This is a genomic window from Bounagaea algeriensis (assembly GCF_054491375.1).
On record NZ_CM137102.1, the window covers coordinates 1062952 to 1089431 of the forward strand.

Here is a 26480-nt window from a genome sequence, read left to right on the forward strand (position 1 = left end):
CCGCGCCGGTGCGCGTCCGTGCACAGTGGTGGGCCCCGTGCGCCGAGTGGTTCACCCGCAGGCCGAGTGGTTCACCCGTGCGCGAGCGAGCTACCGTCGCGGGCGACGGGATTTCCGCTGGAGGTGAGCGACGTGGATCGTGGTGCGGTACTGGGACGGCTGGGCGAGATCCGGGAGGACCTGGCATCGCTCTACAAGGACCTGCACGCCCATCCGGAGCTGTCGTTCCAGGAGCATCGCACCGCGGCCGAGGTCGCGCGCCGGCTCGAGGGGATCGGGCTGGAGACGACCACCGGCGTCGGCGGAACGGGCGTGGTCGGAGTGCTGCGCAACGGCGACGGCCCGACGGTGCTGCTGCGGGCGGATTTCGACGCGCTGCCCGTCGAGGAGCGCACCGGACTGGAGTACGCCAGCACCGAGCGGGGTGTCGACCCGGACGGCAACGACGTGCCGGTGATGCACGCGTGCGGCCACGACATGCACACCACGTGCCTGATCGGCGCGCTCGACGTGCTGGCGCACGCCCGGCAACGGTGGTCCGGCACGGTCGTCGCCGTGTTCCAGCCCGCGGAGGAGCTCGGTGGCGGGGCTCGAGCCATGGTCGACGACGGCCTGTTCGAGCGGTTCGGCAAGCCGGACGTGTGCCTGGGCCAGCACGTGTTCCCGTTCCCGGCCGGGTCGCTGGGGTGGAACTCGGGTCCGAGCATGGCCGCGGCCGACGGGCTGCGGATCACGCTGTTCGGGCAGGGCGGGCACGGTTCGCAGCCGGAACACGCGGTGGATCCGGTGGTGCTGGCGGCGTCGACGGTGCTGCGGCTGCAGACGGTCGTTTCCCGCGAAGTGTCGGCCTCCGACACGGCCGTGGTCACCGTGGGGTCGATCCACGCGGGCACGAAGGACAACATCATCCCCGACCAGGCCGAGATCCGGGTGAACGTGCGCACTTACGATCCGGAGGTGCGCGAACGCGTGCTCGCCGCGATCAAGCGCATCGTGCACGCCGAGGCCGATGCCTCGGGTGCGTTGCGAAAGCCGGAGTTCACCACGCTGCACAGCTTCCCGGTGCTGGTTAACGATGTGGACGCCAGCCAGCGGGTCGCCGAGTCGCTGCGGGAGCAGTTCGGTGCCGAGCGGGTGCACGAACTGCCGTCCATCAACGGCAGCGAGGACGTCGGCATCTTCGGCGTCGAAGCCGGAGCTCCCACTTCCTACTGGTTGCTGGGCGGTGCGGACGCGGAGGCCTTCGCCTCGGCCGAACAGGCGGGCACGCTGCGGCGCGACGTCGCCTCGAACCACTCGCCGTCCTTCGCTCCGGTCATCGAACCCACGTTGACCACCGGGGTGACCGCGTTGACCACCGCCGCACTGGAGTGGCTCGGCGAATGACGCGCCCCGCCGGCCCGCAGTCGGAGAACTACTCCCATCGGGCTGTATTTTCACAATTTTCATGAAAATTGTGAGCGCGAACGCGTGGGCACTGTGCGCACAATCCCGGCCGCGGGGGCACGTGCGTGCGCAGCCGCAGGTCCGAACGGGGGCTCGAGTTGGCGCGAGCGGCGCAACGCGGTAACGGCGGCGCGGCGGAAGCGCGGCGGGAAACATCAGGTGTGCAATGGCATGCGCGTTGGCGGGCGAGGCGAACACCGCACGTGGCGGCGTGGACGTTCGCCCGGCTCCGTGACGCTGCGCGGTGCGGCACCGGTACGGTTGCTCGCCGGCGATTCCGAGCCGCCCGTGCAGTGATTCCGTGCGGCTACCGAGCCGCGTGCGGCAGACCCCGGGGAGCGTGCTGATGGCCGACTCGTTCTTGTCCCTCGTTCCACCCGTGCTGGCGATCGCGCTCGTCATCGTCACGCGCAAGGTGCTGCTGTCGCTGGGAGCCGGCATCCTCGCCGGCATCGCGCTGGTGCACGATTTCGACCCGGTCGCCGGTGGGCAGCGGCTGTTCGAGATCGTGGCGGGGATCTTCGTCGCCGACGGCGGGGTGAACACCGAGAAGGTGTTCAACCTGGCGTTCCTGCTGTTCCTCGGAATGATGGCCGCGCTGATCTCGGTGTGCGGTGGCAGCCGCGCCTTCGGCGAGTGGGCGCGGCGCCGCATCCGCACCCGCCGCGGCGCGCTGTTCCTGCCCGCGGTGGCGGGCGTCATCGTGTTCATCGACGACTACTTCAACGCGCTGGTGGTGGGCAACGTCAGCCGCCCGGTCACCGACCGGTTCCGCATCTCGCGCGCGAAACTGGCCTACGCGGTCGACTCCACCTCGGCGCCGGTGTGCGTGTGCATGCCCGTGTCCAGCTGGGGCGCCTACATCGTCTCGGTGCTGGCGGGCGTGTTCGCCGCGCACGGGATCAACACGGGCGGGCTGGAAGGGTTCGTGCGCACGGTCCCGTTGAACTACTACGCCGTGGCCGCGCTCGTGATGGTGCTGTGCGTGGTGGCCCTGAACATCGACCTCGGGCCGATGCGGCGGCACGAGCGGCGCGCCGTCGGCGGCGAGGGCCTCGGCGAACTCGAGCGGGACGCCAGCGCACTGGAGGAGAGCGCGGCGTCGAACGGCAAGATCCGCGACCTGGTGCTGCCGATCGCCGTGCTCGTCGTCGGCACCGTCGCGGCCATGGTCGTCACCGGTGCGCGGGCCGGCGGCAGCACCGATCCGCTGGTGGTCTTCGAGAACACCGACGTGCCGACCTCGCTGCTCATCGGCAGCTTCCTCGGCTGGCTGGTGTCGGTGGGGTTCGCCGCGCGACGTCCCGTGTCGCGCCCGCTGTTCCTGCGCGGCCTGGGCACCGGTGCGCGGTCGATGATGCCCGCGATCTGGATCCTGCTGTTCGCCTGGACGGTCATCGAGGTCATCGACGACCTGGGCACGGGCGAGTACCTGGCCGGGTTGGTCAGCGGCCGGCTGAGCCTGGCGCTCATGCCGGTGCTGACGTTCCTCGTCTGCGGGTTCATGTCCGTGTCCACGGGGACGTCGTGGGGCACGTTCGGCATCATGCTGCCGATCGCCGGGCAGATCGCCGTGGCCGTCGACCCCGCGTTGCTGTTCCCGCTGCTCGGTGCCGTGCTGGCCGGAGCGATCTTCGGCGACCACTGCTCGCCGATCTCGGACACCACGATCATGTCCTCGGCGGGTGCGCAGGTGCACCACATCGACCACGTCGTCACCCAGCTGCCGTACGCACTGGTCATCGCGGCCGTGTCCGCGGTCGGCTACATCGTGCTGGGGCTGACCGGCAGTGGTCTGGTGGGGCTGCTGGTGGTGCTCGGGCTGCTGGTGCTCGTGGTCGCCGCGCTGCGCTGGTGGACCTACCGCGCCGGTGAGAACACCCCCGTGGCCGCCGAGTCCTGAGGGGTTGCGGGTGCGGGCGGAAGAAATCCTCCGGAACTTTCCGCGACCGCGCGGATGTGCGCGGTGGCCTGCGGGGCACCGCTGCCGCGGCCTGTTCGTTTCGCCCGTCCGGGTGGACGGTGCGCTCCGCGGCGGTGCGGACGCGTTCGCAGCAGCCGATGCGGGTATCCCGAGTGGGCATTACCGAGCGAAATGCCGCAGGCACCGGGAGGGGAGATGAGCACACCGAGCCCCGGCAAGCACGTCGTCGTCGTCGGCGCCACCGGCAACGCGGGCACGAGCGTGCTGCACGCGTTGGAAGCCGACCCGGACGTCGCCGGGATCACCGCGCTCGCCCGGCGTGCACCGGGCGATTCGGCGGCGGGCGACTCGGCGGGATTCGGCGGCAAGACGCGGGTGCTCGCCGCGGACATCACGCGCGACGAGCTCAGCGAGCACATGCGCGGCGCCGACGCCGTGATCCACCTGGCCTGGATCTTCCAGCCGACCCGCGATCCGGCGGTCACGTGGCGCAACAACGTGCTGGGCACGCTGCGCGTGTTCGACGCCGTGGCCGAAGCCGGCGTGCCCGCGCTGATCCACGCCTCCTCGGTCGGTGCGTACTCGCCCGGACCGAAGAACAGGACCGTGGACGAATCCTGGCCCACGCACGGTTGGCCCGGCGCCGCCTACACCCGGGAGAAGGCCTACCTGGAACGCTGCCTCGACGCGTTCGAACGTCGGCACGAACGCACGCGGGTCGTGCGGTTGCGCCCTGCGTTCGTGTTCCAGGTTGGCTCGGCTGCGCAGCAGCGCAGGCTGTTCGCCGGACCGCTGCTGCCCGGATCGCTCGCGCGGCCCGAGGTGCTGCCGGTGCTGCCCGACGTGCCCGGCATGCGGGTGCAGGCCGTGCACAGCGAGGACCTGGCCGAGGCCTACCGGCTCGCGGTGCACCAACCGGTCAGCGGGGCGTTCAACATCGCCGCCGAACCGGTTCTCGACGCGCCCGCACTGGCCGAGACCTTCGGCGCGCGCACCGTGCACGTTCCCGCGGAGGTGGCGCGTTCGGCGCTGGCGCTGGCGTGGTCGGGGCGTTTCGTGCCGGCCTCGCCGCACCTGTTCGACGCGGTGCTGCGGCTCCCGCTCATGGATTCCACCCGTGCGCACGAGGAACTCGGGTGGTCACCCCGCTACACCGCGCGGGAAGCGGTGCTCGCGTTCCTGGAGGGATTGCAGCGCGGGGAAGGCGTGTCCACACCACCGCTGCGTTCGCGCGTGCCCGGTGGACGGCTGGGCGAGTTGTGCACCGGCGTCGGACAGCGGCAGTGATCGTGGCGAGCCCGCGGGGCCTCCTCCCGGAGCGCCTGGCGCGGGCCCGTTGCGCTGTCCGCGTCACTCGTCGGCGCGGGTCCAGACGTCGGCGCCGGGGCAGGGCGATCGGACTGGTGGTGCTGACCGGTCGCCTCGGCCTCAGCCGAGGCCGCTCGGCGGGTCGCCGAGGTAGTCCTCGAACGTGATGCGGCCCGACGCCTGCTCGGGGGCGAGGTGCTCACCCCGCCGGTAGCCGCGGAAGACCTTCCCGGGAACGAGCACCGGAAGCGCGAGGCGCCGGTTCCCGGTCGCCGCGCGGTACGTGCGGGCGAGATCGGTGGTGGTGCGCACCTGGGGTCCGCCGATGTCGGAGACCCGGCCGGCAGGCGGACGTTCGACGATCACGACGAGCCGATCAGCCACATCGCGCACGTCGACCGGTTGGAAGCTGACGCCGGCGGGCACGATCACGAACGGAAGACGCCGCTGCGCGGCGAAGAACTTGGCGAGCAGGTCGTGGAACTGGGTGGCGCGCACGACCGTCGACGGCAGTTCGGAGTGCTCCACCATCCGTTCGCATTCGGTCTTCGCCCGGTAGTACGGCAGCGGGATCCGGTCGCAACCGACGATCGACACGTACACCAGGTGCGACGGCTCGCCGCGGGCCGCGCGGAGGAGGTTGCGGGTCGCGACCACGTCCCCGCGCCCGGTGGCGGTCGCGCAGTGGATGATCACGTCGATGCCCGCGACCGCCGCGTCCAGTCCGGTAGCGGTGCGCAGATCGCCCTGGGCCCACTCGTACTGCCGGTGCGCGGCGGGCACGGGCGTGCGACTCAGCACGCGGACCGCGTGACCAGCCTCGACCAGCTGCGCCACGAGGGCGCCGCCGAGCGTGCCGGTGCCGCCCGTAACCAGGACCGTATCCGCCATCGCCGCCTCGCCTCCGGTCGAAGCGCGACACCGCCTGCTGCCCGGTGATGCCGCGCGTATCGCATCGCCCGTACCCAAGGGTGGACCCGGTGGAGGCGGTGGGCGAGCGCTCCGAGCGCTGCTGGCCGGGCGGCTAGCCCGGCTCGTGGTCGGGCTCGGGCTCGGTGCGGAGGTGTCTCGGCTGGAGCTGCTGGATCAGCTGTGCCGTGGCGGGCGGGGCGGAGCGGAGCACGATCCGGCGGTCGTGTTCGCGGGCGAGGCGGTTCAGGTCGAGCAGCCCGGCGGGTTCGATGGCGGTCAGGTGCTGCACGTCGAGGACGATGTCCTGATCGGGGGTCAACTCGGCGGCGTGGCCGAGTGCGCGGGCGAACAGTTCCGCGCAGTGCTGGTCGACGACCCCGGCCAGGGCGAGGCTGCCGTCGGGCTGGGAGTACAGCTGGAAGGGGGTCTCGAGGTTGGTCAGCGGATGCAGGCAGGCCAGCTCGGCCACCGCGGCGCTGCCGAGTTCGGTGAGGTCGTAGCCGCACAGCGCGGTGACCGGCAGGGTGCTCATGGTCTGGTCGATGAGGCGTTCGAACTGCACGAAGGCGGCGCGTTGCCCGGCGCTGGCGACCATGGTGGTGGCGTCGACGACGGCGCGGAAACCGGTGTAGCCGGCCGTCAGGGCCTGCTCGGTGGCCGCGATGCGCGCTTTCACGGCCGCGTGCGGATCCACGGTGCTGCTGCCGGGGTGCAGGGTGTAGAAGTCCTCGACCGGGGTCACCGCGATGGTGCCGGCCTGCAGGGCGGGGCCGAGCCCGTCGGCCTCGCCGAGTTCGGCTCGCAACGCCTCGGTGCTGCCGGAACCGACGTATTCGATCCACTGGCCGGCGGCGATGCCGTCGCGGAGGTACTCCACTGCCCGGTCGTGGAACTCGGACCGGCTGGTGTAGGCCCAGCACAGGTGACCGGCCGGCACGTGCCCGCGGGCGGAGTCGACGGTGCCGTGCGTGCGCATCACTGCCGATGCTAGCCGGCCGCAGCCGGTGCGACCGATCAGCTCGCCCGGGTCGCTGTGTCAGCATGGAGATGATGGCAAGCAACCGTGCCGAGGCCGTCTATGCGTGGCTTGCCGCCGATGCCCGCAGCAGCAACGAGCCGATCTCGAATGCGGTGCTGTGCCGCACCGCCTGCCAGCATCTGGAGGTGGACGGGGCCAGCGTGACGCTGATGGCCCCGCCCGGCGGCCACGAGCCGGCAGCGCGCGCCCAGCTGCGGCAGGAACCTGTCGCGACCAGCGGTGCCGCCAGCACCCGCCTGGAAGAACTGCACCTGACCCTGGGAGAAGGCCCCAGCACGGAGGCGTTCACGCGCGCTGCTCCGATCCTGGTCCCGGACCTGCACGAGAGCACGCGCCGATGGCCGGGATTCGCGCCGGCCGCACTGGCCCGGGACGTGGTCGCGGTCTTCGCGCTGCCCCTGGGCACCTCCACCCAGACCGGTGTGCTGACCACCCACCGGGCCAGTCCCGGGGGCCTGCCGCCGCGGGCGCTGGCGGACATGAACGTCTTGGCCGAGCTGGCGGGCCAGCTGCTGCCGGCCGAGCCCGCGCAGCCGCTGACCGCCGAAACCCGGCCGGCCGAGGGGTGCGCCGGCGAGCGCGATGAGGTGCACCAAGCGGTCGGCGTGCTGGCCGTGCAGCTGGGGGTGGGCCTGCAGGAGTCCTTCACCCGGCTGCGGGCGCACGCCATGAGCCACGACCTCTCGCTGGCCGAACTGGCCCGGCAGGTGATCACCCGCGAGGTGCACCTGCCCGCCGACCCCGGAACCGACACCTGATACCCGCGGTTCGCGGCGCTCACGACCCGCCGTGCCTCTCGGGCGATGAGCGTCCCGAGCCTCCGTCGCTGGTCCGGTGGAGAACGTTGTGCTTCGCAGCATGGGCTCGGATCAGGGCCCGGCGATCAACGGTCGGTCGATGGCGCTGGTCACGACTGCGCTACCCGATGCAGCCCTACCAGCGACGGGCCCTGGCATTGCGGGACAACGTCACCGCCTGCGATGCCTTCTACGTGGCGCTGGCCGAGTCGCTGGACATGCCCCTGCTTACCGACGACCACAAATTCGCCAAGACCGCAGGACACAGCGCCGTCATCGAAACCTGGCCGTAGCAACGCCGCTTCCTCGGTGATGTCCAGCCCGACGTCGGGGCCGAACGTGCCCTTCTACGAAGTCGAGAAGGGCCAACCGGATGGGATGAAACCGCTCGGCAACTCGCCCGTGACGCGGACGGCACGCGGGACATCGAGTTGATCTTCAATCACGAATTCGAAGACCCGAGGTGCCTGTTCTCGCCCGTTCGCGGTTCGCGTCAGTACCAGTACGTACGCTGATCCGGTCGGTCTGACAGCATGCGGGGTGCGGCAGCACGGCTGTCACACCCCGTCACGGTGCAATGATCCAGGGGCACAGTGGTCAACAACACTCTCCACGTGGTGCTGCGGTGGCTCGCCGCGGTCGTTGTGCTCGCGTTTTTCTTGTACTGGTCGGCGTTCCTGGCTTTTCTGATGGGTTTCGACACGGGTGTGCAGCGCCCGCAGCGAGTAGTCGAGAACTGGGACCTGCTGGTCGCCTCCGTCCTCGCCGGATTGCTGGGGATCGCCTGCGCGCGGCTCGTCCTGCGTCGTCGTGTGCTGTCGTGGTGGCTGCTGTTGGCGTTGCCGCTGCCCGCCGTGATCGCTGCCGATCAAGCCGGCTGGCTCGGCTGACGCCGTTCCACGCCGATGCTGCGGAGAAATCCTGCGGTGACTGAATCCATCGTGCGCTTGGTCTACGAACGCACCGCTCCGTTCGGGGTGGACGCCGGGGTCGAGCCGTTGATCGCGGTGTGCGCCACCGAGGAGGAAGCCGAGCTGATCAGGGCGGAAAGCACCGCGCGCGACCGGTACGCCTCCTGGGAGAAGCACCCGTTGCAAGGAGCTGCGGGCAGGACGACACCGCTGGCCGACGGCGAGATCGTCCACGTGGTGCTGCTCGGCGGAGGGAACGAACCGGACGACCCCGATCGTGACCCGATCGGCGTCGCCGTCTACACCGACAGACAAGCAGCCGAACGGCGCGCAACCGAGGAATGGCTGCACTCGGGAGACCCCGGCTACCACGCGACCTCACTGCTCATCGGGTGGCGGGCTGACCGCTGACCACGGTGCTCCAGTGGCTACGGAGCGAGCACCTCGCAGAGCCGTCGGCGAAGAGCCGGTCCCGACATGAGCGGCACGCGTTCATGAACAGCGCCCCCGCACCCGACCGTAGCCGGGTGCGGGGCGCTTACGTGTGTGCACTGGTCATTCCGACTCTGATAGGGGCAGGCCACGTTGTCGACGGATCTGGCGTTCGATCTCGTCTACGCTCGGTCCGCCGCTGTAGTGGGCGCGTTCTGCTGCGACTCGCGGGGCAGCGAGTCACGCTCGGCGCGTGCCTGTGCGAGCACCTGACCGGCCGCTTCAATCACTTCTTCGCGAGTGGTCATCTTGTTGTTTCTCTCCCTAGCAGTGCCAGGTGGATGCCCTTCCAAAGCGCTATAAGCGCTTGTCGCAATGCATGCAGAAGCAGACACTGTCATTGCACATCAATACCCCGTGTTCGGAACATGTTTCGGGGTGCGAGGCGTTTTCGTGCTACGCCTCGGGCAACCCTGGCAGACTACTCGACCATTGCACCGATGACCGTGTATGCGGTGGTTTGCCGCCACCGTCCGCGTGCCTGACCAACGTTTTCGATGGTAGGAAACAGGGGAAGAGGACGTTGATCAACGTCGGTCGCACCGTGGAAGGTGGCCTACCCGGGCAAGAGCGTGCTGGACAACAGCGCGAAGACGTTCGCTCGCGGCAGCAAAGCAGTGCTGAGCAAAGTGCCCTATGTCGGTGTCGGCATCACGGCCTTCAGTACCGCTTCGGCCATCAACCAGGGCAAGGACAAGAGCGAGGCGATCGGCAGCAGCGTCACCACCTTCGCCACCGGAGCGTTGGTCACCGCCGGAGCCGGCCTCGTCCTCGGAAGCGGCGGCTGGGCCGTGCTCGGTGCGGTCGGCATCGGTACCGCCGTCTCCGCCGGAGTCGGCGCCCTCGTCGAGAACACCGGCGCCAAAGACTTCTTCCGCGACCTGTTCTGACAGCGTGATGACGATGGACCTCGCCCAGCTCCCCCCTCGCCCGGACCCGATCACCGGCGAGCCACGCCCACCGCAAGCCCCGGGCTCCAGCGATGACTACAGCCCACCGGACCATGCCTACCGCCCCGGCAAGGATCCCAGCTCGCCTGCGGGACAGGGCCCCATGCTCGAGTACTACCGCCTCAGCAAGCGCGAGACGCTGATGACGGGGCTAACCGGCCTGGGCATCATCATCGTCGGAGGATTGCTTGCTACCCAAGGGCAAGTGCTCTTCCAAATTTGGCCCTGGAGCATCCCCGTAGTATGTGCCGCTTTGATCGCGTGGAACGTACGCGGCACGTACCTCGCCGCCGGCGCCGACTGGTTCCAAAGTCGCCGCCACTGGGTGCGCACCTACGAACTGACGTCGATCAAATACACCACCAAACCCGGTGGCTTCTCCGTTCTCCTGCAAGACGGTCAAGGCGGCAGAGCCGGCTGCGACCTGCACGAACTGCAGAGCAACCCGGCGCTGTGGGACCTCGTCTACAACGGCATCCTGCACTCCGTCGCCAGCGGCGAAGTCACAGCGAACTTCGCCGCACGCCGCCATCTTCCACTGCCCGACGAACTGAGCACAAAGCTGCGCAAGGACAACGGGAAGACGTAGTACCGCTACGAGTTGGCGGTCGTTGCCCGGTGGCGCTGCCGACCTGCCAGTTGCACGCGTCTCGCAGATACATCGACGGTACGAAACCCTGTCGATGACCTGGACACGCACGGTCACCGCGCCGTCGTCGCTGCACACAGCCAGCGGCGGCGTTTCGTGTGCGCAACCCTGGTATAGGCGCCCTAGCGCGGTTGCTCCGTTCGGATGGTCGATGGCTACCCGGCGGTGTCGGTGACCCGCGTGGGCGCGGTCAGCGATCCTCCGACCGCGCACGAGCGGTTCTGGTGCGCTGCCGACGAGGTGCACCGCCGTGCCGGTGAAACGGTCGCCGCCGTCGGCGAGGGCACGCGCTCGAGCTCGAGCTGCCCGATTGGGACTTCTGGCTCGTCGACGACGAGCGCGTGCTCGTGCCGGCCTACGGTTGCGATCACGTGTTGCGCGGCGCGTGTGTGTACAGCGATCCGACCATCGTCGCCCGCTACCGGAGCTGGCGCGCTCTCGCTGTGCAATGGGCACGGCCGCTCCCGGCGGTTGCCACAGCACCGGAGTAGTCCGTCCCAGGAGACACGGCGCCCCCTCCCACGTCGGGAGCGGGGGCGCCGTCGTGCGTTCTGTGGAGCGCGCCGCGTGTTCGCTTGCGCTCCATGTGCGTTCCGGGAGGGTTGGAGCGCAGCCACCGATCTCCGTTTTCCCCGCTCGTGGGGCCGATGAGATTCGAACTCACACTGCCTAGGACCTAAACCTAGTGCCTCTGCCGATTGGGCTACGGCCCCGCGGCCTCCAGCGTATCCGGGGCGTGATCGACGCGGCACGCGGGCGGCGCCACCGGTGGTCGCCAGCGGCGCGACCGGCGACTCGGGCAGCGCACCGCCCGACGGACCAGGCGCACCGCCCGGCGACTCGAGCATCGCCCGGACAGCACCGGGCCGGGCAGCACCGGGCCGGGCAGCACCGGGCCGGGCAACACCGCTGGAGCACCGCTCGGGCGATCGCGAGCGAGCGCGACACGGTCAACCACCGGTGCGCCCGCGGAGCTCAAGTGATCTACCGTGGGCGCAGGCGGGTGAACAGGAGGTCTGATTAGTGGTTGATTCATTGACTACTGTTGGCTAGATTTTTCTGTCATGGAAAAGGTGTATCGGATCGGTGAGTTCGCGGAACGGATCGGTCGTTCCGCCTCGACCGTGCGGCGGTGGGAACGGGAAGGACGCATCACGCCCAAGCGCACCAGCACCGGTCAGCGCTACTTCGATGAGATCGACGTGCGCGCCGCGCTGAACCTGCCCGCTCAGCACGCCGACCGGTCCACGGTGGTGTACTGCCGCGCGTCCAGCAGCGGACAGCGCGGCGAGCTGGAATCGCAGGTCACATCCATGGGGCAGTTCTGCCTCGCCCGAGGGGTGGCCGTGGACGAGTGGATCCGCGAGATCGGTGGTGGCATGGACCTGCACCGGCCGAAGTTCCTGAAGCTCATGGACCGCATCGAGGACGGGCAGGTCGAGCACGTGCTGGTGGCGCACCAGGACCGGCTCGCTCGCTTCGGGTTCGACTACCTCGACCACGTGGCCCAGCGCAACGGGTGCCGCATCACCGCCGCCAACACCGAATCGCTGTCGCCGCAGCAGGAACTCGTCGACGACCTGGTGACGATCGTGCACGGCTTCGCCGGCCGCCTCGACGGGTTGCGGCGCTACGAGAAGCAGCTCAAAGACGAGTTCGGGAGCAGGTCGTGAAGGTCACCTGGATCGCCGACCGGAGGAGACTGCTCCTCCAGAACTCCGACCCGCCACGGCGGGTGGAGAGCGGAACATCTGCGTACCCCGCCCACAGTGCACACATGTGCCCAGGAGAAGAAAGCAGGAAGACACGTGGCTCGTGACCCCGATGCTATCGAGCGCGACATCGAGCAGGCGCGGGACGCGCTTGCCGATTCGCTGAACCACCTCAGTGAGCGCGCGCACCCGAAACGGGCGGTCGACTACGGCAAGTCCATGGCTCAGGACAAGCTCAACGATCCGCGGGTGCGCTACGCCCTCATCGGCGTGGGCGCGTTGGCGGCGCTCGTCGTCGTGCGCAAGATCCTGCGCTGACCTCGCGGCGGACTCGGCGGCAGCGCGCCAGCCGGGTCCGCCGTCCGCCCCCGCCTCAGCCGTTGGCGGTCGGTTCGGTCAGGTGCACCGCGTCGCCGCGGCGCACCACGCCGGACTCCGCCACGTCCATGATCACGCCGAAGCGGTTGTCGTGCTGCTCGACCAGATGGCTCTGCAACTCGGGCCACCGCTGGCTGCCCGCGCGGTCCCAGCTGGGCACCGCGCAGCGCACGCACGGTCCGGTGCGCTCGGTGCTGATGCGCAGCGTCACCTCGCCGGCGGTCAGGCTCGTTCCCGGCTGCCACGCGGTCTCGGCGAACGCCGGCAGGTCCGCGTCGACGTGCAGGTTCGGCCGGAAGCGCAGCAGGTCCACCGCGGTGCCGACCTCCCGGCTCAGCGCAGCGAGCGAGGCCGCGAACGTCACCAGCACCGACGGCCCGCGGTCCTGCTGGCCGGGAGCCGCGTGCGGCCGGGCGGCAGTGCCGAGGGCGGTGCTCAGCGCTGCGCCGAGGCCCGCGTCGGACCAGGACCACTGCTCACCGGCGGGGGAGACGAGCGCGGGCGGTTCGGCGGGGGCCACCGTGCCGCCGTACCCGGCACCCCACTGCAGCATCGCCGCGTTCTGCCGCACGGTGAGCACCTTGCCCGAGCGCTTCTCCCGGCCGTCGAGCAGCGCGTAGGCGCGGTCGCCGGTCATGCCCGTCCCGTCGAACCGGGCGGCGTCGACGTCCTCGCCGCGCAGGGACTTCACCGGCCAGCGGTGCAACTGCGCCACCGTCCCAACCGGTGCGTTGCCGTGCGGCGTCTGCGCCCGGTCCTGCTCCACCGCGCCCTCCCCCGAATCCGTCGCCAGGCCGCGCTCGACCTTACCTGGCGGCGAAGCGGCGGAAATCGGGTGCAGCGCACCGGATCTCAGTGCAGCAGCCGCAGCAGTCCCTCGTCGATGAGCCGGTCGACGAAATCGGTGTCCAGCGGCTCGTCGGTGAGCATCAAGCGGTACAGCAGCGCCGCTCCCGCGAGCTCGACCACGGTGTCCACCGGCACGTCCTCGCGGATCTCGCCGCGGTCGATGCCCCGCTCGATGATGCGCCACAGGATGCCCCGCTGCGGGTGCAGGAACGACCGACGGAACGCGGTGGCCAGTTCGGGTTCGTGGGGCAGCTCGCCCACCAGGGCCTGAGCGGCTTTGCCCACCGGTCCGGTGAGGAAGCCGCCGAAGGCGCGGAGGAACTCGCGCAGGTCCGTTTCGACCGAGCCCGAGTCGGGCTCGGGGATGTTGCGCCGCACCAGCTGGTTGCAGGTGTCGATGACCAGGTCGAGCTTCGATTCCCAGCGACGGTAGATCGTGGCCTTGCCGGCGCGTGCCTGCGCGGCCACCGCGTCCATGGTCAACGCGCGGTAGCCCACGTTGGCGAGGACCTCCATCGCCGCTTCGCGCAGCGCCGCGTCCCGGCTGGAATCCCGGGGACGCCCCCGCCCCGTGCCGGGCCGAGTGGGTTCGACGCTGGTCACGGCTGGTGCCTCCTAGCATTCCGGGGTGGACGCTGGGAACATCCTAAGCGCAGCGGCCGGGTGGGCGCGCGCACGCGGTTGCTCGCCCGGTGGTGCGGCTCCGCGGCGGCAGCTCATCGGGGGTTCACCCGGCTTCTGGGGGCTCACCCGGCTGGGTGGACCGTCACCGGGGACCGTCACTGGGGGACATCACGGGGGACCGTCACTGGGGGACATCACGGGGGACCGTCACTGGGCGAGCGGGTGCTGCGCGGTGCCCGCGTTCGCCGCGGCCGCGGCCTGCTGCGTCGCCTCGTCGGAGAGCCCGGTGCGGGCCTGCAGGTAGGCGGTGGTGAACGCGAAGCCGTCCCCGTCGAGCAGGTGGATGACCACGCGCCCGCTCGCGCTGCCGGCGAGCTGCTCGATGAGCTGCTCCGCCTTGTCGCGCGCGGCGACCAGCCCGGGCGCGCGGACGGTCCGCTGGTCGGAGCCCGCGGTGACGGTGACCAACCAGTCCGCACCGTCGAGGGTGTAGTCGGCTGTGATGTGTCCGGTAGCCATGCTGTTGTCGAAGCCTCCGGCCTGCTCGTCGTCGGCCTGGTCACGTCCAGTGCGCCGGCGCGGGGGATCGCGTCCCGGGACGCGGACTGGAGCGACCCGCGTGGCACTCGACTGTACGAGGCTGTCCGACCGGCACGGGCGGGGGATCGCAGTGCACGGCGATGGCAGCGCAGCGCACGGCGGGCCGTGCACCGCCGCCTGTCCCGCCGGGCGGGTGAACGGCGCTCACCCTGAACCGCGGCAGCCTCGCGGGGCGCCGTCGACTCTACGGTGCGGAACGTCCGGAAGGTCCGCGGGGCGGTCCACGTCGCGTTGATCGGAGCAGTCCGTGCAGTCGACGAGGGCGACGTGGCGGGTCCGCAGGTAATCCCGCGCCCCCACGTCCCCGTGCGCCGCCTCGCGCACCCCGGGCCAGTGCTCCCGGCCGAGCAGCACCGGATGCCCCCGCGCTCCGGCGAACGACGCCGCAGCGAGCGCGTCCGGAGCGGCCCGCGCAGCCACCCGGCGCACCGCTTCGGCGGTGATGCCCGGCATGTCCACCGGCAGCACGAGCACCGCCTGCGCCGCCGACGCCTCCGCGGCCGCCAAGCCCGTGCGCAGCGAGGAACCCATGCCGCTGGGCCAATCGGGGTTGTCCACCGGTCGCACGTCCGGCAGCCGCGCCGTCGCGCGCACCTGTTCCGCGGCGGCGCCGAGCACCACGAACACGGGCGAGCAGCCGCCCTCCCGCAGCACCCGGCAGGCGCGTTCCACCAGCAGCTCCCCGCCGTGCTCGACGAGGGCCTTGGGACGGCCGAAACGACGTCCGGCTCCGGCGGCCAGGACGACTCCCGCGGGCATGCGGTTCCTCCGTTCGCGGTGCGGCACCGGCGCAGCGGTCCTGCTGCCGCGGAGGTTATCCCAGCAGCGCCTCGACGGCCTCCACCCCGAAGTACAGCGTGAACACGACGGCGAGCGCACCCACCAGCCAGCCGATCTCCCGCACCTTGCCGCGCGCGAGCTTGATCACGGTGAAGGCGATGATGCCCGCCCCGATGCCGTTGGTGATCATGTAGGTGAACGGGATGACGGCGATCGTCAGGAACGACGGCACGACGTAGTCCGGATCGTCCCACGGGATGTGCCGGACCTGGGCCATCATCATGCCGCCGACGAGCACCAGCGCCGGCGCCGCGGCCTGCGCGGGAACGACCGAGGCCAGCGGGGTGAACAGCAGCGTCAGGCAGAACAAGCCCCCGGTGACGACGCTGGCCAGCCCCGTGCGCGCGCCTTCGGCCACGCCCGTGGCCGATTCGAGGAACACCGTGTTCGGCGACGAACCGGTCAACCCGCCGGCGGTGGCGCCCAGGCCGTCGACCGCCAGGATGCGCCCCATGCCCTCGACGCGGCCGTTGCGCATGAGCCCGGCCTCGTTGCCGACGCTGGTGATCGTGCCCATCGCGTCGAAGAAGCCGGACAGCACCAGGGTGAACAGGAACACCGTTGCGGCCAGCGCGCCCGCGGAGGTGAACCCGCCGAACAGGTCGACGGTGCCGAACAGGCTGAAGTCCGGGCTCCCGACGGCCTGGTCCGGCAGCTGCGGGACCACCGTTCCCCACTCCTGCCCGGGAATGTCCAGCATCGCGTTGGCGCCGATGGCCACCAACGTGCTCGTCGCGATGCCGATGAGCATCGCACCCGGCACGCGACGCACCACGAGCACGAGCATGAGCAGCAGGCTGAAGCAGAAGATCGCGATCGGCGCGCCGACGAGATGCCCTTCCGCGCCCTGTCCGAGCTGGACCGGCACGTCCGTGTCGGCCGAATCCGGTTTGCGGGTGACGAAACCGGCGCTGACGAACCCGATCAGCGCGATGTAAAGGCCGATCCCCACTGCCAGAGCGGTTTTCAGCGGACCGGGAATGGCGTTGATGATCCGTTCGCGAATCCCGCTGATGGCCATCGCGATGATGACGAAACCTTCGAGCACCACCAGGCCGAAGGCCTGCGCCCACGTCATCGCCGGTGCGATGGTGAACGCGACCACCGCGTTGACCCCGAGACCGGAGGCGAGCGCCAGCGGCGCGTTGCCGACCAGTCCCATGAGGATGGTGATCACGCCGGCCGTGGCGGCGGTGGCGGTGGTGAGCTGTTCGGTGGTGAGCTCGGCTCCCGTCGCGTCGCTGGAGGAGCCGAGGATCAGCGGGTTGAGCATGACGATGTAGGCCATCGCGACGAACGTCGTCACGCCCCCGCGCAATTCGCGGGACAACGTGGACCCGCGAGGTGAGATCCGAAAATACGTGTCGAGGATTCCCGGTCTTGCCGTGGATTCGCTCGTCGCGGTGCGTTCGCCCATGATTTCTCCCTTGCCGGTGGGTCCTCTGGTATTCCGCCGCCGTGCGGCTGCTGGGCGAAATCTGCGGAGCACGCGCGGGCCGCCGGAGCGAATGCCGGTGGCACGCTCCGCAGAGGAATTGGTGAAAGCGCGCGGAACGACGATTCCGCGCGCGGATCCGGTCCGGTCACCGTTTTCCGGCGTTCACTCCCGCCGGAAGCGGGGGCGGCGCCCCGGGATCAGTACTCGACGCGGTCGGGTTTGGCGAGCCAGGCGTCGAACGCCGCGTTGCGGTTCGGCACGTCCAGGCGGCGGACCTCCGTCGGCCGCACCGCGTGGGGGTCCTCGAACAGGCGGTGGAACTCGCGATCGTCGAAGCCCGCTTCGGCCGCCTCCTGGCGGTCCGCGGCGTAGAGGACCGCGTCCAGACGCGCCCACAACGCGCTGGCCAGGCACATCGGGCACGGTTCGCAGGAGCTGACGAGCACGCAGCCGGCCAGGCTGAACGCGCCCAGGGTGCGGCAGGCGTTGCGGATCGCGCCGACCTCGGCGTGCGCGGTCGGGTCGAGCTCCGCGGTGACCCGGTTCGTCCCGGTGGCCACCAGTTCCTCGCCGCGCACGACGAGCGCGCCGAACGGTCCGCCGCCGTCGCCGACGTTGTCGGTGGCCAGTTCGATCGCCCGGTTCATCCACCGCTGCTCGATGTCGGCGGTGGTAGTGCTTCTCGAGTTCATGCTCAATCCTCCGCTGTGATGTGTTCTGCGGTGACGGGGGTGTGCGCGAGCGACTTGCCGGTGGCGTCGCGGATCGCCGCCACGATCGCCGGGGTCGACGAGATCGTCGGCGGCTCGCCCACGCCGCGCACCCCGTAGGGGGCGTTGGGGTCGGCGCTTTCCAGCACGTCGATCTCCATCGGCGGCATGTCCGCGATCGTCGGGATGAGGTAGTCGGTGAACGACGGGTTGCGGATCGCCCCGTCGGCGACGTGGATCTCCTCCATGACGGCCAGCCCCAGGCCCTGCGCCGAACCGCCCTGGATCTGGCCGTGCACCGCCTCCGGGTTCATCGCCTTTCCCACGTCCTGCGAACAGGCCAGCTGCACGACCTTCACCAGGCCGAGGTCCACGTCGACGTCGACGACCGCACGGTGCGCGGAGAAGGCGTGCTGCACGTGCACGCGCTCGCTCGTGCCGTTCTCGTCCATCGGGAAGGTCTCCCGGTGGTGGAACTCGCGGGTGGCCTCCACGGGGCCGGCGGCGAGCACCGCGGACAGGTCCGCGAGCTCGCCGGATTCCGCGTCGACGACGGCACCGTCCATCAGCGACAACCGGTGGGCGACCACACCGTGCTGCTGTCCGGCGCGCCGCAGCAGCTCCTCGCGCACCGCGGTGGCGGCCTCGCGCACCGCACCGCCGGTGACGTAGGTCTGGCGGGAGGCCGAACTGGACCCGGAGGGGCCGACATCGGTGTCGTTGGGGTGCACCGTCACCCGCGTCACGCCGAGTTCGGTGCGCACGATCTGCTGCTGCACCGTCAGCAGGCCCTGGCCGACTTCGGCCGCGGCGGTGTGCACCACCGCCGCCGGCTGCCCGCCCAGCAGTTCCAGCCGCACCCGGGCGGTGGAGAAGTCGTCGGCGCCTTCGGCGTAGCAGACGTTCTTGATCGTCGTGCCGTACCCGACGCCGCGCACCACTCCTTCGCCGTGCGTGGTGTTCGCCGCGCCGCCCGGCAGATCGCGGATGTCCGCGTCGGGTCCGGAGGGCGCCGCGGCGGGCATCGGCATGTCGCGGACGCGGCGCAGCATCTCGTCGACCGAGGTGGGGTAGTCGAGCACCTGCCCGGTCGGTGTCACGTCGCCCTTGTCGACGGCGTTCTTGCGCCGCAGTTCCACCGGATCCATCCCGAGGGCGGCGGCGAGCTTGTCCATCTGGGACTCGTAGGCGAACGTCGGCTGCACCGCGCCCAATCCGCGCATCGCGCCGCACGGCGGGTTGTTCGTGTACACGCCCCAGCTGTCGATGCGCACGTTCGGCACCCGGTACGGGCCGACGCCGAGCGTGGATCCGTTTCCCACCACCACAGGGGTTTTCGAAGCGTACGCGCCGCCGTCGAAGTACTGCACCGCCTCGACGTAGACCAGTTCGCCGTCGCGGGTGGCCCCGTGCTCGTAGCGCAGCGTGGCCGGGTGCCGGTGCACGTGGCCGAAGAACGACTCCTCCCGGTCGTAGACCATCTTCACCGGGCGTCCGGTGTGCAGCGCCAGCATCGACACGTGCACCTGGATCGACAGGTCCTCGCGGCCGCCGAACGCACCGCCGACCCCGGACAGGGTCATGCGCACCCGCTCCGCGTCGAGCCCCAGGCACCGCGCCGTCTGCGCCCGGTCGGTGTGCAGGTCCTGCGTGGCCAGGAAGAGGTCCACACCGCCGTCCTCGGCGGGCAGCGCCAAGCCCGCCTCCGGGCCGAGGAACGCCTGGTCCTGCATGCCCACGGTGTACACATCGGACACCACCACGTCGGCGCGGCCGGCGTGCGCGGACGGGTCGCCGCGCCGGATCGGCTGGTACCGCACCACGTTGTTGCCCGAGTTGCCCGAGTTGCCCGAGTGGCCCGAGTCGTCCGGGTGCAGCGCGGGCAGCTCGGTGTCGTGCGCCGCCCGCTGCGGATCGGTCACCGGAGTGAGCACCTCGTAGTCGACGACGACGCTCTCCGTCGCCCGCCGCGCGGTGTCCGGGTCCTCGGCGGCGACCAGCGCCACCGGCTCGCCCCGGAAGCGCACCACGTCCTCGGCCAGCGCGGGCTGGTCGGCGTGCTTCAGGCCGTAGCGGTTCACCCCGGGCACGTCCTCGGCGGTGAGCACCGCGTGCACCCCGCGCATCCGCAGCGCGGGGCCGATGTCGATGCTGCGGATCCGCGCGTACGGGTGCGGGCTGCGCAGGGTCGCACCCCACACCATGTTCTCCACCCACAGGTCGGACGCGTAGGCGAAGTCGCCGCGCACCTTCGCCGGACCGTCCGAACGAGCCGCCGATTCGCCGATGCCGCCGGCGACTTCGGACACGAGCGTGCCCGTCGCGTCAGCGGGAGCCCTGCTGGTCATGTCCCACCTCCCAGTCCGTCGTCCGGGCGCATGCCCGGCTGAGGTCGTGTGCCAGTTCGCGTTCGCCGACCGCGCTGGTCGCGCCGTGCTGCACGACGGTCTCGCCGCCGCGCAGCAGCAGTTCCACCGCGGGCGGCGGGCCGAGGACGAGCGCCGCGACCGGGTCGGAGATCCCGGCGTGGTCGAGCCCGTCGAGCCGCCACACGGCGAGGTCGGCGAGCATGCCCGGGGTCAGCGCGCCCAGCTCGGCATCCCGCCCGAGGCAGCGCGCACCGCCGCGCGTGGCCATCCACAGCACCTCGCGCACCCCCAGGGCGCGGGGTCCGCCGCGCACGCGTGCGGTGAACAGGGCCTGCGGCAGTTCGCGGACCAGGCCGCCGTCCTCGTTGGAGGCCGCCCCGTCCACGCCCAGGCCCACGGGCGCGTCCGCGCGCAGCAGCTCGCGCACGGGTGCGCTGCCCGCCCCCAGCCGCGCGTTCGACGAGGGGCAGTGCGCCACCCCCGTGCCCGCGGCGGCGAGCCGCTGCACCCCGTCCGCGGCCAGGTGCACCCCGTGCGCCACCCACGTGTCCGCGCCGAGCCAGCCGAGCCGGTCGACGTACTCCGCGGGCGTGCAGCCGTGCTCGCGGGTGCACTGGTGGTGCTCGTCCTGGGTCTCGGCCAGATGGGTGTGCAGCCGCACTCCGCGCCGCCGCGCCAGGTCCGCGGCCTGGCGCATGAGTTCGGAGGTGACGGTGAACGGCGAGCACGGCCCGACGGCCACGCGCACCGCGGCGTCATCGGACGGGTCGTGCCACCGGTCGACGGCTTCGGCCGTGGCCGCCAGCGCCGCGTCCCGGTCCTCCACCACGTCGTCGGGCGGGAGGCCGCCGTGCCGCTGCCCCCGGTCCATCGAGCCGCGCACCGCGTGCAGCCGCGTCCCGAGCCGTTCGGCCGCCCGCACGACCGCGCCGAACACGTCGCCGCCCGAGCGGGGGAACAGGTAGTGGTGATCGGCGACCGTCGTGCAGCCGCTGCGGGCCAACCGCGCCAGGCCCGCGCTCGCGGCGGCGTGCACCGCCCACTCGTCCATGCGCGCCCACGCCGGGTACAGCGTGGTGAGCCACGTGTACAGGCCTTCGTCGGCGGCCAGCCCGCGCGTGGCCCACTGGTAGAGGTGGTGGTGCGTGTTCACCAGACCCGGGGTGACCAGGCACCCGCGCAGGTCGATCCGGGTGGTGGGAACGTCCTGCGGCGGAGCCGAGCCCGGGCCGACCGCGGTGATGCGCCCGTCGTCGACGACCACGTGGCCGTCGCGGTACTCCGAGCCCGCGTCGTCCACGGCGACGACGGCGCCGCCTTCGAGCACGGTGCGGCTCATCCCGCGCCCTCCGCGTCGCGCTGGGCCGCCAGCCGGACGGCGCTCATGATCTTCTCGTAGCCGGTGCAGCGGCACAGGTTGCCCGCCAGCGCCTCCCGGATCTCCGCGTCGGAGGGCTCGGAAACGCGGTCGAGCAGGTCGTGGGCCTGCACCACCAGTCCCGGGGTGCAGAAGCCGCACTGCACCGCCCCGGTCTCGACGAACGCCTCCTGCACGCGGTCCAGCCGCTCACCGGAGGCCAGCCCTTCGACGGTGCGCACGGTCCGCCCCTGCGCCTGCCCGGCCGCGACCATGCAGGAGCACACGGGCACGTCGTCGAGGTAGACGGTGCACGAGCCGCACTCGCCCTGTTCGCAGGCGTTCTTCGACCCGGCGAGGCCGAGTCGTTCGCGCAGCGCGCGCAGCAGGCTCTCGTCCGCGGCGACGTTGTCGACCTGAGCGGAGCGGCCGTTGAGCGTGAGGTTCAGGCGCATCGTTGCCTCCCGGTGCGGAATTCGTCCCAGGCCCAGGTGAGCGTGCGGCGGGCCAGCACGGACAGGGCGTGTCGTCGGTAGTCGGCGGAGCCGCGCACGTCGTCGATCGGTTGCGCCGCGGCGGCCACCCGCTCGCCGAAGGTGCGGGTGAGCTCCTCCGGCAGGCGGTCGCCGCGCGCCCAGTGCTCGTCGAGCGCGGAGGTGAGGAAGTCCTCCGCGTCCGGAGCGCGCAGCGGGGTCGGTCCCGCCGAGCCGATGCCGGTGCCGACGCGACCGGTTTCCGGTTCGAGCACGAGGGAGAAGGCGCACACGGCGATGACCATGGCGTTGCGCGGGCCGATCTTGCTGAACTGCTGCGGACCGTGCGCGACGGGGGTGTGCACGGCGGCGATGAGTTCGTCCGCGGCGAGGGCGGAGCGTTTCGGCCCGGTGTAGAACTCGGAGACGGGAACGCGCCGCGTCCCGCGGGTCGAGGCGAGTTCCACCTCCGCGGTGCCCGCCAGCAGCGGCGGGTGCGAGTCCCCCGCGGGGGATGCCGATCCGAGGTTGCCGGCGAGCGTGCCGCGGTTGCGGATCTGCGGTGAGCCCACGGTGCGCGCCGCCATGGCCAGCGCGGGCAGCCGGTCGGCGAGCTCGGTGATCAGCTGCGCGTAGGTCAGCCCCGCGCCGAGGCGCAGCACGCCCTCGCGTTCCGACCAGGAGTTCAGCCCGGGGACGTGGGTGAGGTCCAGCAGTGCCTGGGGGCGGGCGCGGTCGAAGTTGAGCTCCACCATGACGTCAGTGCCGCCGCACAGGGGAACCGCGTCGGGGTGCTCGGCCTTGACTTCGAGGGCCTGCTCCCACGAAGTCGGCTGCAGGAATTCCACGGCGTCCTCCCAACGACGTTCGGGTTGCCGACGAGTACACCGCCCGCGTCCGCCCGGTGCCTAGCGGTGGATCCGCCGAAAAGCCTTCCCGGTGACGCGGGGTGGTTTGTATGTTTCTCCAATCACCGCGTGGGATCCGCGCGCTACCAGGGGTGGTGCCGGGGCGAGGAGGTGCGAAGTGCTGCTGGGTGAACTGGTGGCGGAGTCCGACCTGGGGCTGCGCTGGCTCACCCCTGCGGGGGAGGAGCGCCCGATCCGCGGTGTGTACGTCACCGACCTGCTGGATCCGCGCCGCTACCTGCACGGTGGGGAACTCGTGCTCAGCGGGCTCATGTGGTGGACCGGTGAGGACTCCTCCGAGCGGTTCGTGCGCGCGCTGGCCGAGGCCGGTGTCGCCGCGCTCGCCTGCGGAACCGCACGGATGGGTGATACTCCGCAGGATCTGGTGGCCGCGTGCGAACGGCACGGCGTGCCGGCGGTGCAGGTGCCGCTGTCGGTCAGCTTCAACACCCTCGCCGACCGGGTCCAGCCGTACGCGGCGCCGCGCCGGGAGTTGATGGCCGCGGTCGCCGCCGGGGCCGACCTCGAGCACGTGCTCGCCCTGGCCGGTGGTGACACGGGCACGGACTGCTGGGTGCTCTCGGCGATCGGCTCGCAGGTGGCGGGCAGCGCCGCGTTGTCCGACGCGGTGCGCTCCCGGCTGGCGGCGGAGCTTCCGCGGCACCCCGTGCCGCGCACGGTGCGCGCGCCCGCGGCAGCGGTCGGCGCGGGGCGCACCGACGGGTCCGATGGTCCGGACGGGACGTTCCTGCTGTGGCCGGTGGACACCGGCGACGCGGTGGAGGTCGCCCGCTGGTGGGTCGTCGTGCGGCACGGCGACGACGCGGAGGGGCGGGAGGCCGTCGCCGCCGACGTGGCCACCGTCGTGTCCCTCGTGCGCGGCCGCGTCGAGCAGGCGCGGCGCATCGCCGGGCGCGCCGTGCAGGCGGTGCTGCCCGGGCTGCTCGACGGCACGGCCGGGGCCGCCGAGGTGACCTCGCGGTTGGAGAGCATCGGCATGTCCGCGAGCGACCCGCTGCGGGTGGTTTCGCTGACCGCGGGCGATGCCGCGCGCAGTGCGGCGCTGCTGCGCGAGTTGGCAGCGGCGGCGGGAACGCTGGCCGTGACCGCCCCGCTCGAGGACGGGGCCGTGACGCTGTTCTCCGCGCAGGCGGACGAGCTGTCCGATTTGGACGTGCGGGTGCGCGGGCTCGTCGACGCCGCGGCCGCGCGGTGCGGCGAGGACCTCGCCGTGGGGATCAGCGGGGTGCAGGCCGCCACCGAGTTGCGCGCCGCGGTGGAGGAGGCCGCGCACGCGCGCCGCCTCGTCGAAAGCCGCGGGACGGCAACCGGTTCGGAGACGCGGGTCGCCACGGCCGAGGAGCTGCGCACCCATGACGTGCTGCTGGCCTCCGTGCCGGAGGACCTGCGCCGCTCGTACCGCGCGCGGCTGCTGGCGGAACTGCACGAGTACGACGCGCAGCACCACTCCGAACTCGTGCGCACACTGCACGAGTTCCTGGCGTGCTCCGGATCGTGGGCGCGCTGCGCGCAACGGCTGCACGTCCACGTCAACACGCTGCGTTACCGCCTGCGGCGGGTCGAGCAGATCACCGGCCGCGACCTCGGCGCGTTCGCCACGCGCGTGGACTTCTACCTGGCGCTGCGGTTGGAGCGGACAACTCCTTGAGCCGACCGCTGCCCGGCGGTGCGCCGCGCCGGCACCGGTGCCGCACCGCCGGGTGCGACCGCTGTCCGGGCGTGCCCGGCGGGCAACGCGCCGCGGGCCAGCTGACCAGCGATGACGCTGGTGCGGCGCGCGCCGGTGAGATCCCCGAGGTGGGTGTCGCCGCGCGGAACGGGATTTGTACGATGGGGGGCGTCCCCGCCGCAGGTACCGGGCGGGGTGATAGCAGATCTGCCGGCCAGCACGAGCTACGTCGGTGAGCGGTTCGAAATCCACATCCCGGTGCGGTATCGTATCGGGTCGCGTCATGTTCAGCGGGGGGCGCTCGCCAGCCCGTCATTGCACTTCCATGCGAGACGGAGGTACCGGGATTGACCAACCTGTCCGCCACCTTCGGTGTGACGGACCGCCCCAGCGGCACCGCACAAGCAGCCGACGCTCCCGCGCCGGAAGCGATTCGGGAGTACTTCGACCAGTACTATCCCGAAACGCCGTGCCTCGTCGTCGATTTGGCGCAGGTGCGCAGTCGCTTCGAGCAGCTGCGCGCCACGTTGCCGGACGCGCGGATCTGCTATGCGGTCAAGGCCAATCCCGCCCGCGAGGTCGTCGCGGAACTCGTCCGGCTCGGCAGCGCCTTCGACGTCGCCAGCATCGGTGAAATCGACCTGTGCCTGACCGCGGGCGCCGCGGTCGAGTCGCTCTCGTACGGCAACACCATCAAAAAGCCCGCGGACATCGCCGCCGCCCACCGGCGCGGCGTGCGGCTGTTCGCCACCGACAGCGCCGCCGACCTCGCCGCGATCGCCGAGTCGGCGCCCGGTGCCAGCGTGTTCTGCCGGGTGCTGGTGGACGACAGCGGTTCGCGCACACCGTTCGGCACGAAGTTCGGCTGCCCGCCGGAGCACGCCGCGACGCTGCTGCTGCGCGCGACCGAGCTCGGGCTCGACCCCTACGGCGTGTCGTTCCACAGTGGATCACAACAGCACGATCCGGCCGCTTTCGAGCAGGGAATTGCGGCCGCACAGCGGGTTTTTCGCGAATGCGCCGACAACGGGCTGACGCTGCGGATGATCAACATCGGCGGTGGCCTGCCCGCGACCTACACCGAGTCGGCACCCGAGGTGTCCGACTACGTGACGCGGATCGAGCGCGCGCTCGACCAAGCCTTCGGCGCTGCGCGCCCGGAACTGCTCGTGGAGCCTGGCAGGTTCCTCGTGGGCGACGCGGGCGTGCTGCGTTCGGAAGTCGTCCTCGTCGCCGACGGGGACGAACGCTCGGGCACGGACCCCGTGCGATGGCTGTACCTGGACATCGGCCGGTACAACGGGCTGGCCGAAGCGGAGGGGGAGGCCATCACCTACCGGCTCCGCACCGCGCGCGACGGTGACCCGCGAGGGCCCGTCGTGCTGGCGGGGCCCACCTGCGACGGGGACGACGTGCTGTACCAGCGCACGCGGTACGAACTACCGGTGACGCTGCGTGCCGGCGATTGGGTGGACCTGCTCAGCGCCGGCGCTTATACGGCGAGCTACGCGTCCGTGGGCTTCAACGGTTTCGCACCGCTGCCCACGCACTGCTTCGACAGCCTCGCCCGATGAATCTTCCCCGGTGTGTACCGCGCTCGCGGTTCGGGGAAGCAACCAGGAGAAATCCGTACGCGATATCGCCTCCAGTGGGGAGGGAAAACCGCCGCTTCGTCGGGAGGTCTTCAATGTCCGTGGACACCGCCACGCCGCCGGTCGGCCTCTTCGCCGGCCAGCACGTTCTCGCTGAACTTGAAGGCGTCGCGCCGGAACTGCTCGACGACGAACAGTTCCTGCGGGAAACCTTGGAATCCGCGCTCGATCGCTCGGACGCCACGGTGTGCCAGGTGATCGCCGAGAAGTTCGACCCGCAGGGCGTCACCGTCCTGGCGCTGCTGTCGGAATCGCATGCTTCGCTGCATACGTATCCCGAAGACGGGTCGATTTTCATCGACGTCTTCACCTGCGGCAACACTGCGCAGCCGGAGCGTGCCGTGCAGCTGCTCGCGGATGCGTTGAGCCCCACCTCGACGAACCTGCAATCCATTCGCCGCGGCCGAGACTTCGCCCACCTGTCGTGAGCCGCCCTGCCGGGCGCAGAATGC

26 protein-coding genes, 1 tRNA gene and 1 pseudogene are annotated in these 26480 nt (G+C 71.2%); 15 read left to right on the plus strand and 13 right to left on the minus strand.

Annotated features, from left to right (window positions below; genetic code table 11):
• Window positions 1-132: 132 nt before the first annotated feature.
• The 3 genes from ACVGV2_RS04880 to ACVGV2_RS04890 all read left to right on the plus strand — a co-directional run bounded on the left by ACVGV2_RS04880 (window position 133) and on the right by ACVGV2_RS04890 (window position 4657).
• Window positions 133-1386, plus strand: a complete 1254-nt coding sequence (locus ACVGV2_RS04880; protein ID WP_459164854.1) for an amidohydrolase — start codon at window positions 133-135, stop codon at window positions 1384-1386.
• Window positions 1387-1792: 406 nt separating this feature from the next.
• Complete coding sequence (locus tag ACVGV2_RS04885) at window positions 1793-3349, plus strand: Na+/H+ antiporter NhaC family protein (protein ID WP_459164855.1); 1557 nt, start codon at window positions 1793-1795, stop codon at window positions 3347-3349.
• 216 nt (window positions 3350-3565) lie between these two features.
• Window positions 3566-4657 carry an NAD-dependent epimerase/dehydratase family protein gene (locus tag ACVGV2_RS04890; RefSeq protein ID WP_459164856.1) on the plus strand — a complete coding sequence of 364 codons (1092 nt, stop codon included), beginning with the start codon at window positions 3566-3568 and terminating at the stop codon, window positions 4655-4657.
• 141 nt (window positions 4658-4798) lie between these two features.
• Here the strand turns inward: ACVGV2_RS04890 and ACVGV2_RS04895 are convergent, their stop codons facing one another.
• Entirely contained in the window at window positions 4799-5569 is a 771-nt protein-coding gene (locus ACVGV2_RS04895) for an SDR family oxidoreductase (protein ID WP_459164857.1), read from the minus strand.
• A gap of 133 nt (window positions 5570-5702) precedes the next feature.
• A complete protein-coding gene (locus ACVGV2_RS04900) occupies window positions 5703-6566 on the minus strand; it encodes an MEDS domain-containing protein (protein ID WP_459164858.1) in 864 nt (287 codons plus the stop codon).
• Window positions 6567-6640: 74 nt separating this feature from the next.
• Here ACVGV2_RS04900 and ACVGV2_RS04905 point away from each other — a divergent pair, with 74 nt between their 5' ends.
• The 7 genes and pseudogenes from ACVGV2_RS04905 to ACVGV2_RS04935 form a co-directional block, all read left to right on the plus strand.
• Window positions 6641-7387, plus strand: coding sequence for a GAF and ANTAR domain-containing protein (locus ACVGV2_RS04905; protein WP_459164859.1), 747 nt, complete (start codon window positions 6641-6643; stop codon window positions 7385-7387).
• A gap of 86 nt (window positions 7388-7473) precedes the next feature.
• Window positions 7474-7719 (plus strand): type II toxin-antitoxin system VapC family toxin, encoded by a 246-nt coding sequence (locus ACVGV2_RS04910; RefSeq protein WP_459164860.1) that lies wholly within the window; start codon window positions 7474-7476, stop codon window positions 7717-7719.
• A 321-nt stretch (window positions 7720-8040) separates the two neighbouring features.
• Window positions 8041-8316, plus strand: coding sequence for a hypothetical protein (locus ACVGV2_RS04915; RefSeq protein WP_459164861.1), 276 nt, complete (start codon window positions 8041-8043; stop codon window positions 8314-8316).
• A 36-nt stretch (window positions 8317-8352) separates the two neighbouring features.
• The gene (locus ACVGV2_RS04920; protein WP_459164862.1) at window positions 8353-8748 is read left to right on the plus strand and encodes a hypothetical protein; all 396 of its coding nucleotides are present in this window, start codon (window positions 8353-8355) and stop codon (window positions 8746-8748) included.
• Between the two features lie 632 nt (window positions 8749-9380).
• The gene (locus ACVGV2_RS04925; protein WP_459164863.1) at window positions 9381-9719 is read left to right on the plus strand and encodes a hypothetical protein; all 339 of its coding nucleotides are present in this window, start codon (window positions 9381-9383) and stop codon (window positions 9717-9719) included.
• A gap of 163 nt (window positions 9720-9882) precedes the next feature.
• Complete coding sequence (locus ACVGV2_RS04930; protein ID WP_459164864.1) at window positions 9883-10368, plus strand: hypothetical protein; 486 nt, start codon at window positions 9883-9885, stop codon at window positions 10366-10368.
• Window positions 10369-10721: 353 nt separating this feature from the next.
• Window positions 10722-10919: pseudogene (locus ACVGV2_RS04935) on the plus strand (DUF6879 family protein); the annotation flags it as partial.
• A 148-nt stretch (window positions 10920-11067) separates the two neighbouring features.
• On the opposite strand, the gene ACVGV2_RS04940 reads toward ACVGV2_RS04935, so the two are convergent.
• Window positions 11068-11141: transfer RNA gene (locus ACVGV2_RS04940), tRNA-Leu, on the minus strand.
• Window positions 11142-11492: 351 nt separating this feature from the next.
• On the opposite strand from ACVGV2_RS04940, the gene ACVGV2_RS04945 reads away from it, so the two are divergent.
• A complete protein-coding gene (locus ACVGV2_RS04945) occupies window positions 11493-12101 on the plus strand; it encodes an IS607 family transposase (RefSeq protein ID WP_459164865.1) in 609 nt (202 codons plus the stop codon).
• Between the two features lie 135 nt (window positions 12102-12236).
• The gene (locus tag ACVGV2_RS04950; protein WP_459164866.1) at window positions 12237-12458 is read left to right on the plus strand and encodes a DUF3618 domain-containing protein; all 222 of its coding nucleotides are present in this window, start codon (window positions 12237-12239) and stop codon (window positions 12456-12458) included.
• 55 nt (window positions 12459-12513) lie between these two features.
• Here the strand turns inward: ACVGV2_RS04950 and ACVGV2_RS04955 are convergent, their stop codons facing one another.
• From ACVGV2_RS04955 to ACVGV2_RS05000, 10 genes are all read right to left on the minus strand, one after another.
• A complete protein-coding gene (locus ACVGV2_RS04955; protein ID WP_459164867.1) occupies window positions 12514-13284 on the minus strand; it encodes an MOSC domain-containing protein in 771 nt (256 codons plus the stop codon).
• A gap of 86 nt (window positions 13285-13370) precedes the next feature.
• Window positions 13371-13970: a TetR/AcrR family transcriptional regulator gene (locus ACVGV2_RS04960; RefSeq protein ID WP_459164868.1), complete on the minus strand. Its 600-nt coding sequence runs from the start codon at window positions 13968-13970 to the stop codon at window positions 13371-13373.
• Window positions 13971-14198: 228 nt separating this feature from the next.
• Entirely contained in the window at window positions 14199-14510 is a 312-nt protein-coding gene (locus ACVGV2_RS04965; RefSeq protein WP_459164869.1) for a hypothetical protein, read from the minus strand.
• A 225-nt stretch (window positions 14511-14735) separates the two neighbouring features.
• Window positions 14736-15350 carry a nucleotidyltransferase family protein gene (locus tag ACVGV2_RS04970; RefSeq protein WP_459164870.1) on the minus strand — a complete coding sequence of 205 codons (615 nt, stop codon included), beginning with the start codon at window positions 15348-15350 and terminating at the stop codon, window positions 14736-14738.
• 55 nt (window positions 15351-15405) lie between these two features.
• Entirely contained in the window at window positions 15406-16848 is a 1443-nt protein-coding gene (locus tag ACVGV2_RS04975) for an NCS2 family permease (protein ID WP_459164871.1), read from the minus strand.
• A 218-nt stretch (window positions 16849-17066) separates the two neighbouring features.
• Window positions 17067-17567: a nucleoside deaminase gene (locus ACVGV2_RS04980; RefSeq protein WP_459164872.1), complete on the minus strand. Its 501-nt coding sequence runs from the start codon at window positions 17565-17567 to the stop codon at window positions 17067-17069.
• A complete protein-coding gene (gene pucD / locus ACVGV2_RS04985) occupies window positions 17564-19927 on the minus strand; it encodes a xanthine dehydrogenase subunit D (protein WP_459164873.1) in 2364 nt (787 codons plus the stop codon). Before pucD ends, ACVGV2_RS04980 begins: the two co-directional genes overlap by 4 nt.
• Window positions 19905-21287, minus strand: a complete 1383-nt coding sequence (locus ACVGV2_RS04990; RefSeq protein WP_459164874.1) for an 8-oxoguanine deaminase — start codon at window positions 21285-21287, stop codon at window positions 19905-19907. The genes pucD and ACVGV2_RS04990 overlap by 23 nt, the downstream gene beginning before the upstream one ends.
• Window positions 21284-21760 (minus strand): (2Fe-2S)-binding protein, encoded by a 477-nt coding sequence (locus ACVGV2_RS04995; RefSeq protein WP_459164875.1) that lies wholly within the window; start codon window positions 21758-21760, stop codon window positions 21284-21286. The genes ACVGV2_RS04990 and ACVGV2_RS04995 overlap by 4 nt, the downstream gene beginning before the upstream one ends.
• A complete protein-coding gene (locus ACVGV2_RS05000; protein ID WP_459164876.1) occupies window positions 21751-22626 on the minus strand; it encodes an FAD binding domain-containing protein in 876 nt (291 codons plus the stop codon). The genes ACVGV2_RS04995 and ACVGV2_RS05000 overlap by 10 nt, the downstream gene beginning before the upstream one ends.
• 178 nt (window positions 22627-22804) lie before the next feature.
• On the opposite strand from ACVGV2_RS05000, the gene ACVGV2_RS05005 reads away from it, so the two are divergent.
• From ACVGV2_RS05005 to speD, 3 genes are all read left to right on the plus strand, one after another.
• On the plus strand, window positions 22805-24355 hold the full coding sequence (locus ACVGV2_RS05005) for a PucR family transcriptional regulator (protein ID WP_459164877.1): 1551 nt from the start codon (window positions 22805-22807) through the stop codon (window positions 24353-24355).
• A gap of 368 nt (window positions 24356-24723) precedes the next feature.
• Complete coding sequence (locus ACVGV2_RS05010) at window positions 24724-25950, plus strand: type III PLP-dependent enzyme (protein WP_459164878.1); 1227 nt, start codon at window positions 24724-24726, stop codon at window positions 25948-25950.
• A gap of 113 nt (window positions 25951-26063) precedes the next feature.
• On the plus strand, window positions 26064-26456 hold the full coding sequence (gene speD / locus ACVGV2_RS05015; protein ID WP_459164879.1) for an adenosylmethionine decarboxylase: 393 nt from the start codon (window positions 26064-26066) through the stop codon (window positions 26454-26456).
• Window positions 26457-26480 lie beyond the last annotated feature (24 nt).

What these genes read in the sequence shown, in the direction of transcription:
- ACVGV2_RS04885 (WP_459164855.1), top strand. Translation starts at nt 1,793, where the DNA reads ATGGCCGACTCGTTCTTGTCCCTCGTTCCACCCGTGCTGGCGATCGCG.
- ACVGV2_RS04890 (WP_459164856.1), top strand. Translation starts at nt 3,566, where the DNA reads ATGAGCACACCGAGCCCCGGCAAGCACGTCGTCGTCGTCGGCGCCACC.
- ACVGV2_RS04895 (WP_459164857.1), bottom strand. Translation starts at nt 5,569, where the DNA reads ATGGCGGATACGGTCCTGGTTACGGGCGGCACCGGCACGCTCGGCGGC.
- ACVGV2_RS04900 (WP_459164858.1), bottom strand. Translation starts at nt 6,566, where the DNA reads ATGCGCACGCACGGCACCGTCGACTCCGCCCGCGGGCACGTGCCGGCC.
- ACVGV2_RS04905 (WP_459164859.1), top strand. Translation starts at nt 6,641, where the DNA reads ATGGCAAGCAACCGTGCCGAGGCCGTCTATGCGTGGCTTGCCGCCGAT.
- ACVGV2_RS04930 (WP_459164864.1), top strand. Translation starts at nt 9,883, where the DNA reads ATGCTCGAGTACTACCGCCTCAGCAAGCGCGAGACGCTGATGACGGGG.
- ACVGV2_RS04945 (WP_459164865.1), top strand. Translation starts at nt 11,493, where the DNA reads ATGGAAAAGGTGTATCGGATCGGTGAGTTCGCGGAACGGATCGGTCGT.
- ACVGV2_RS04965 (WP_459164869.1), bottom strand. Translation starts at nt 14,510, where the DNA reads ATGGCTACCGGACACATCACAGCCGACTACACCCTCGACGGTGCGGAC.
- ACVGV2_RS04970 (WP_459164870.1), bottom strand. Translation starts at nt 15,350, where the DNA reads ATGCCCGCGGGAGTCGTCCTGGCCGCCGGAGCCGGACGTCGTTTCGGC.
- ACVGV2_RS04975 (WP_459164871.1), bottom strand. Translation starts at nt 16,848, where the DNA reads ATGGGCGAACGCACCGCGACGAGCGAATCCACGGCAAGACCGGGAATC.
- pucD (WP_459164873.1), bottom strand. Translation starts at nt 19,927, where the DNA reads ATGACCAGCAGGGCTCCCGCTGACGCGACGGGCACGCTCGTGTCCGAA.
- ACVGV2_RS04990 (WP_459164874.1), bottom strand. Translation starts at nt 21,287, where the DNA reads ATGAGCCGCACCGTGCTCGAAGGCGGCGCCGTCGTCGCCGTGGACGAC.
- ACVGV2_RS04995 (WP_459164875.1), bottom strand. Translation starts at nt 21,760, where the DNA reads ATGCGCCTGAACCTCACGCTCAACGGCCGCTCCGCTCAGGTCGACAAC.
- speD (WP_459164879.1), top strand. Translation starts at nt 26,064, where the DNA reads ATGTCCGTGGACACCGCCACGCCGCCGGTCGGCCTCTTCGCCGGCCAG.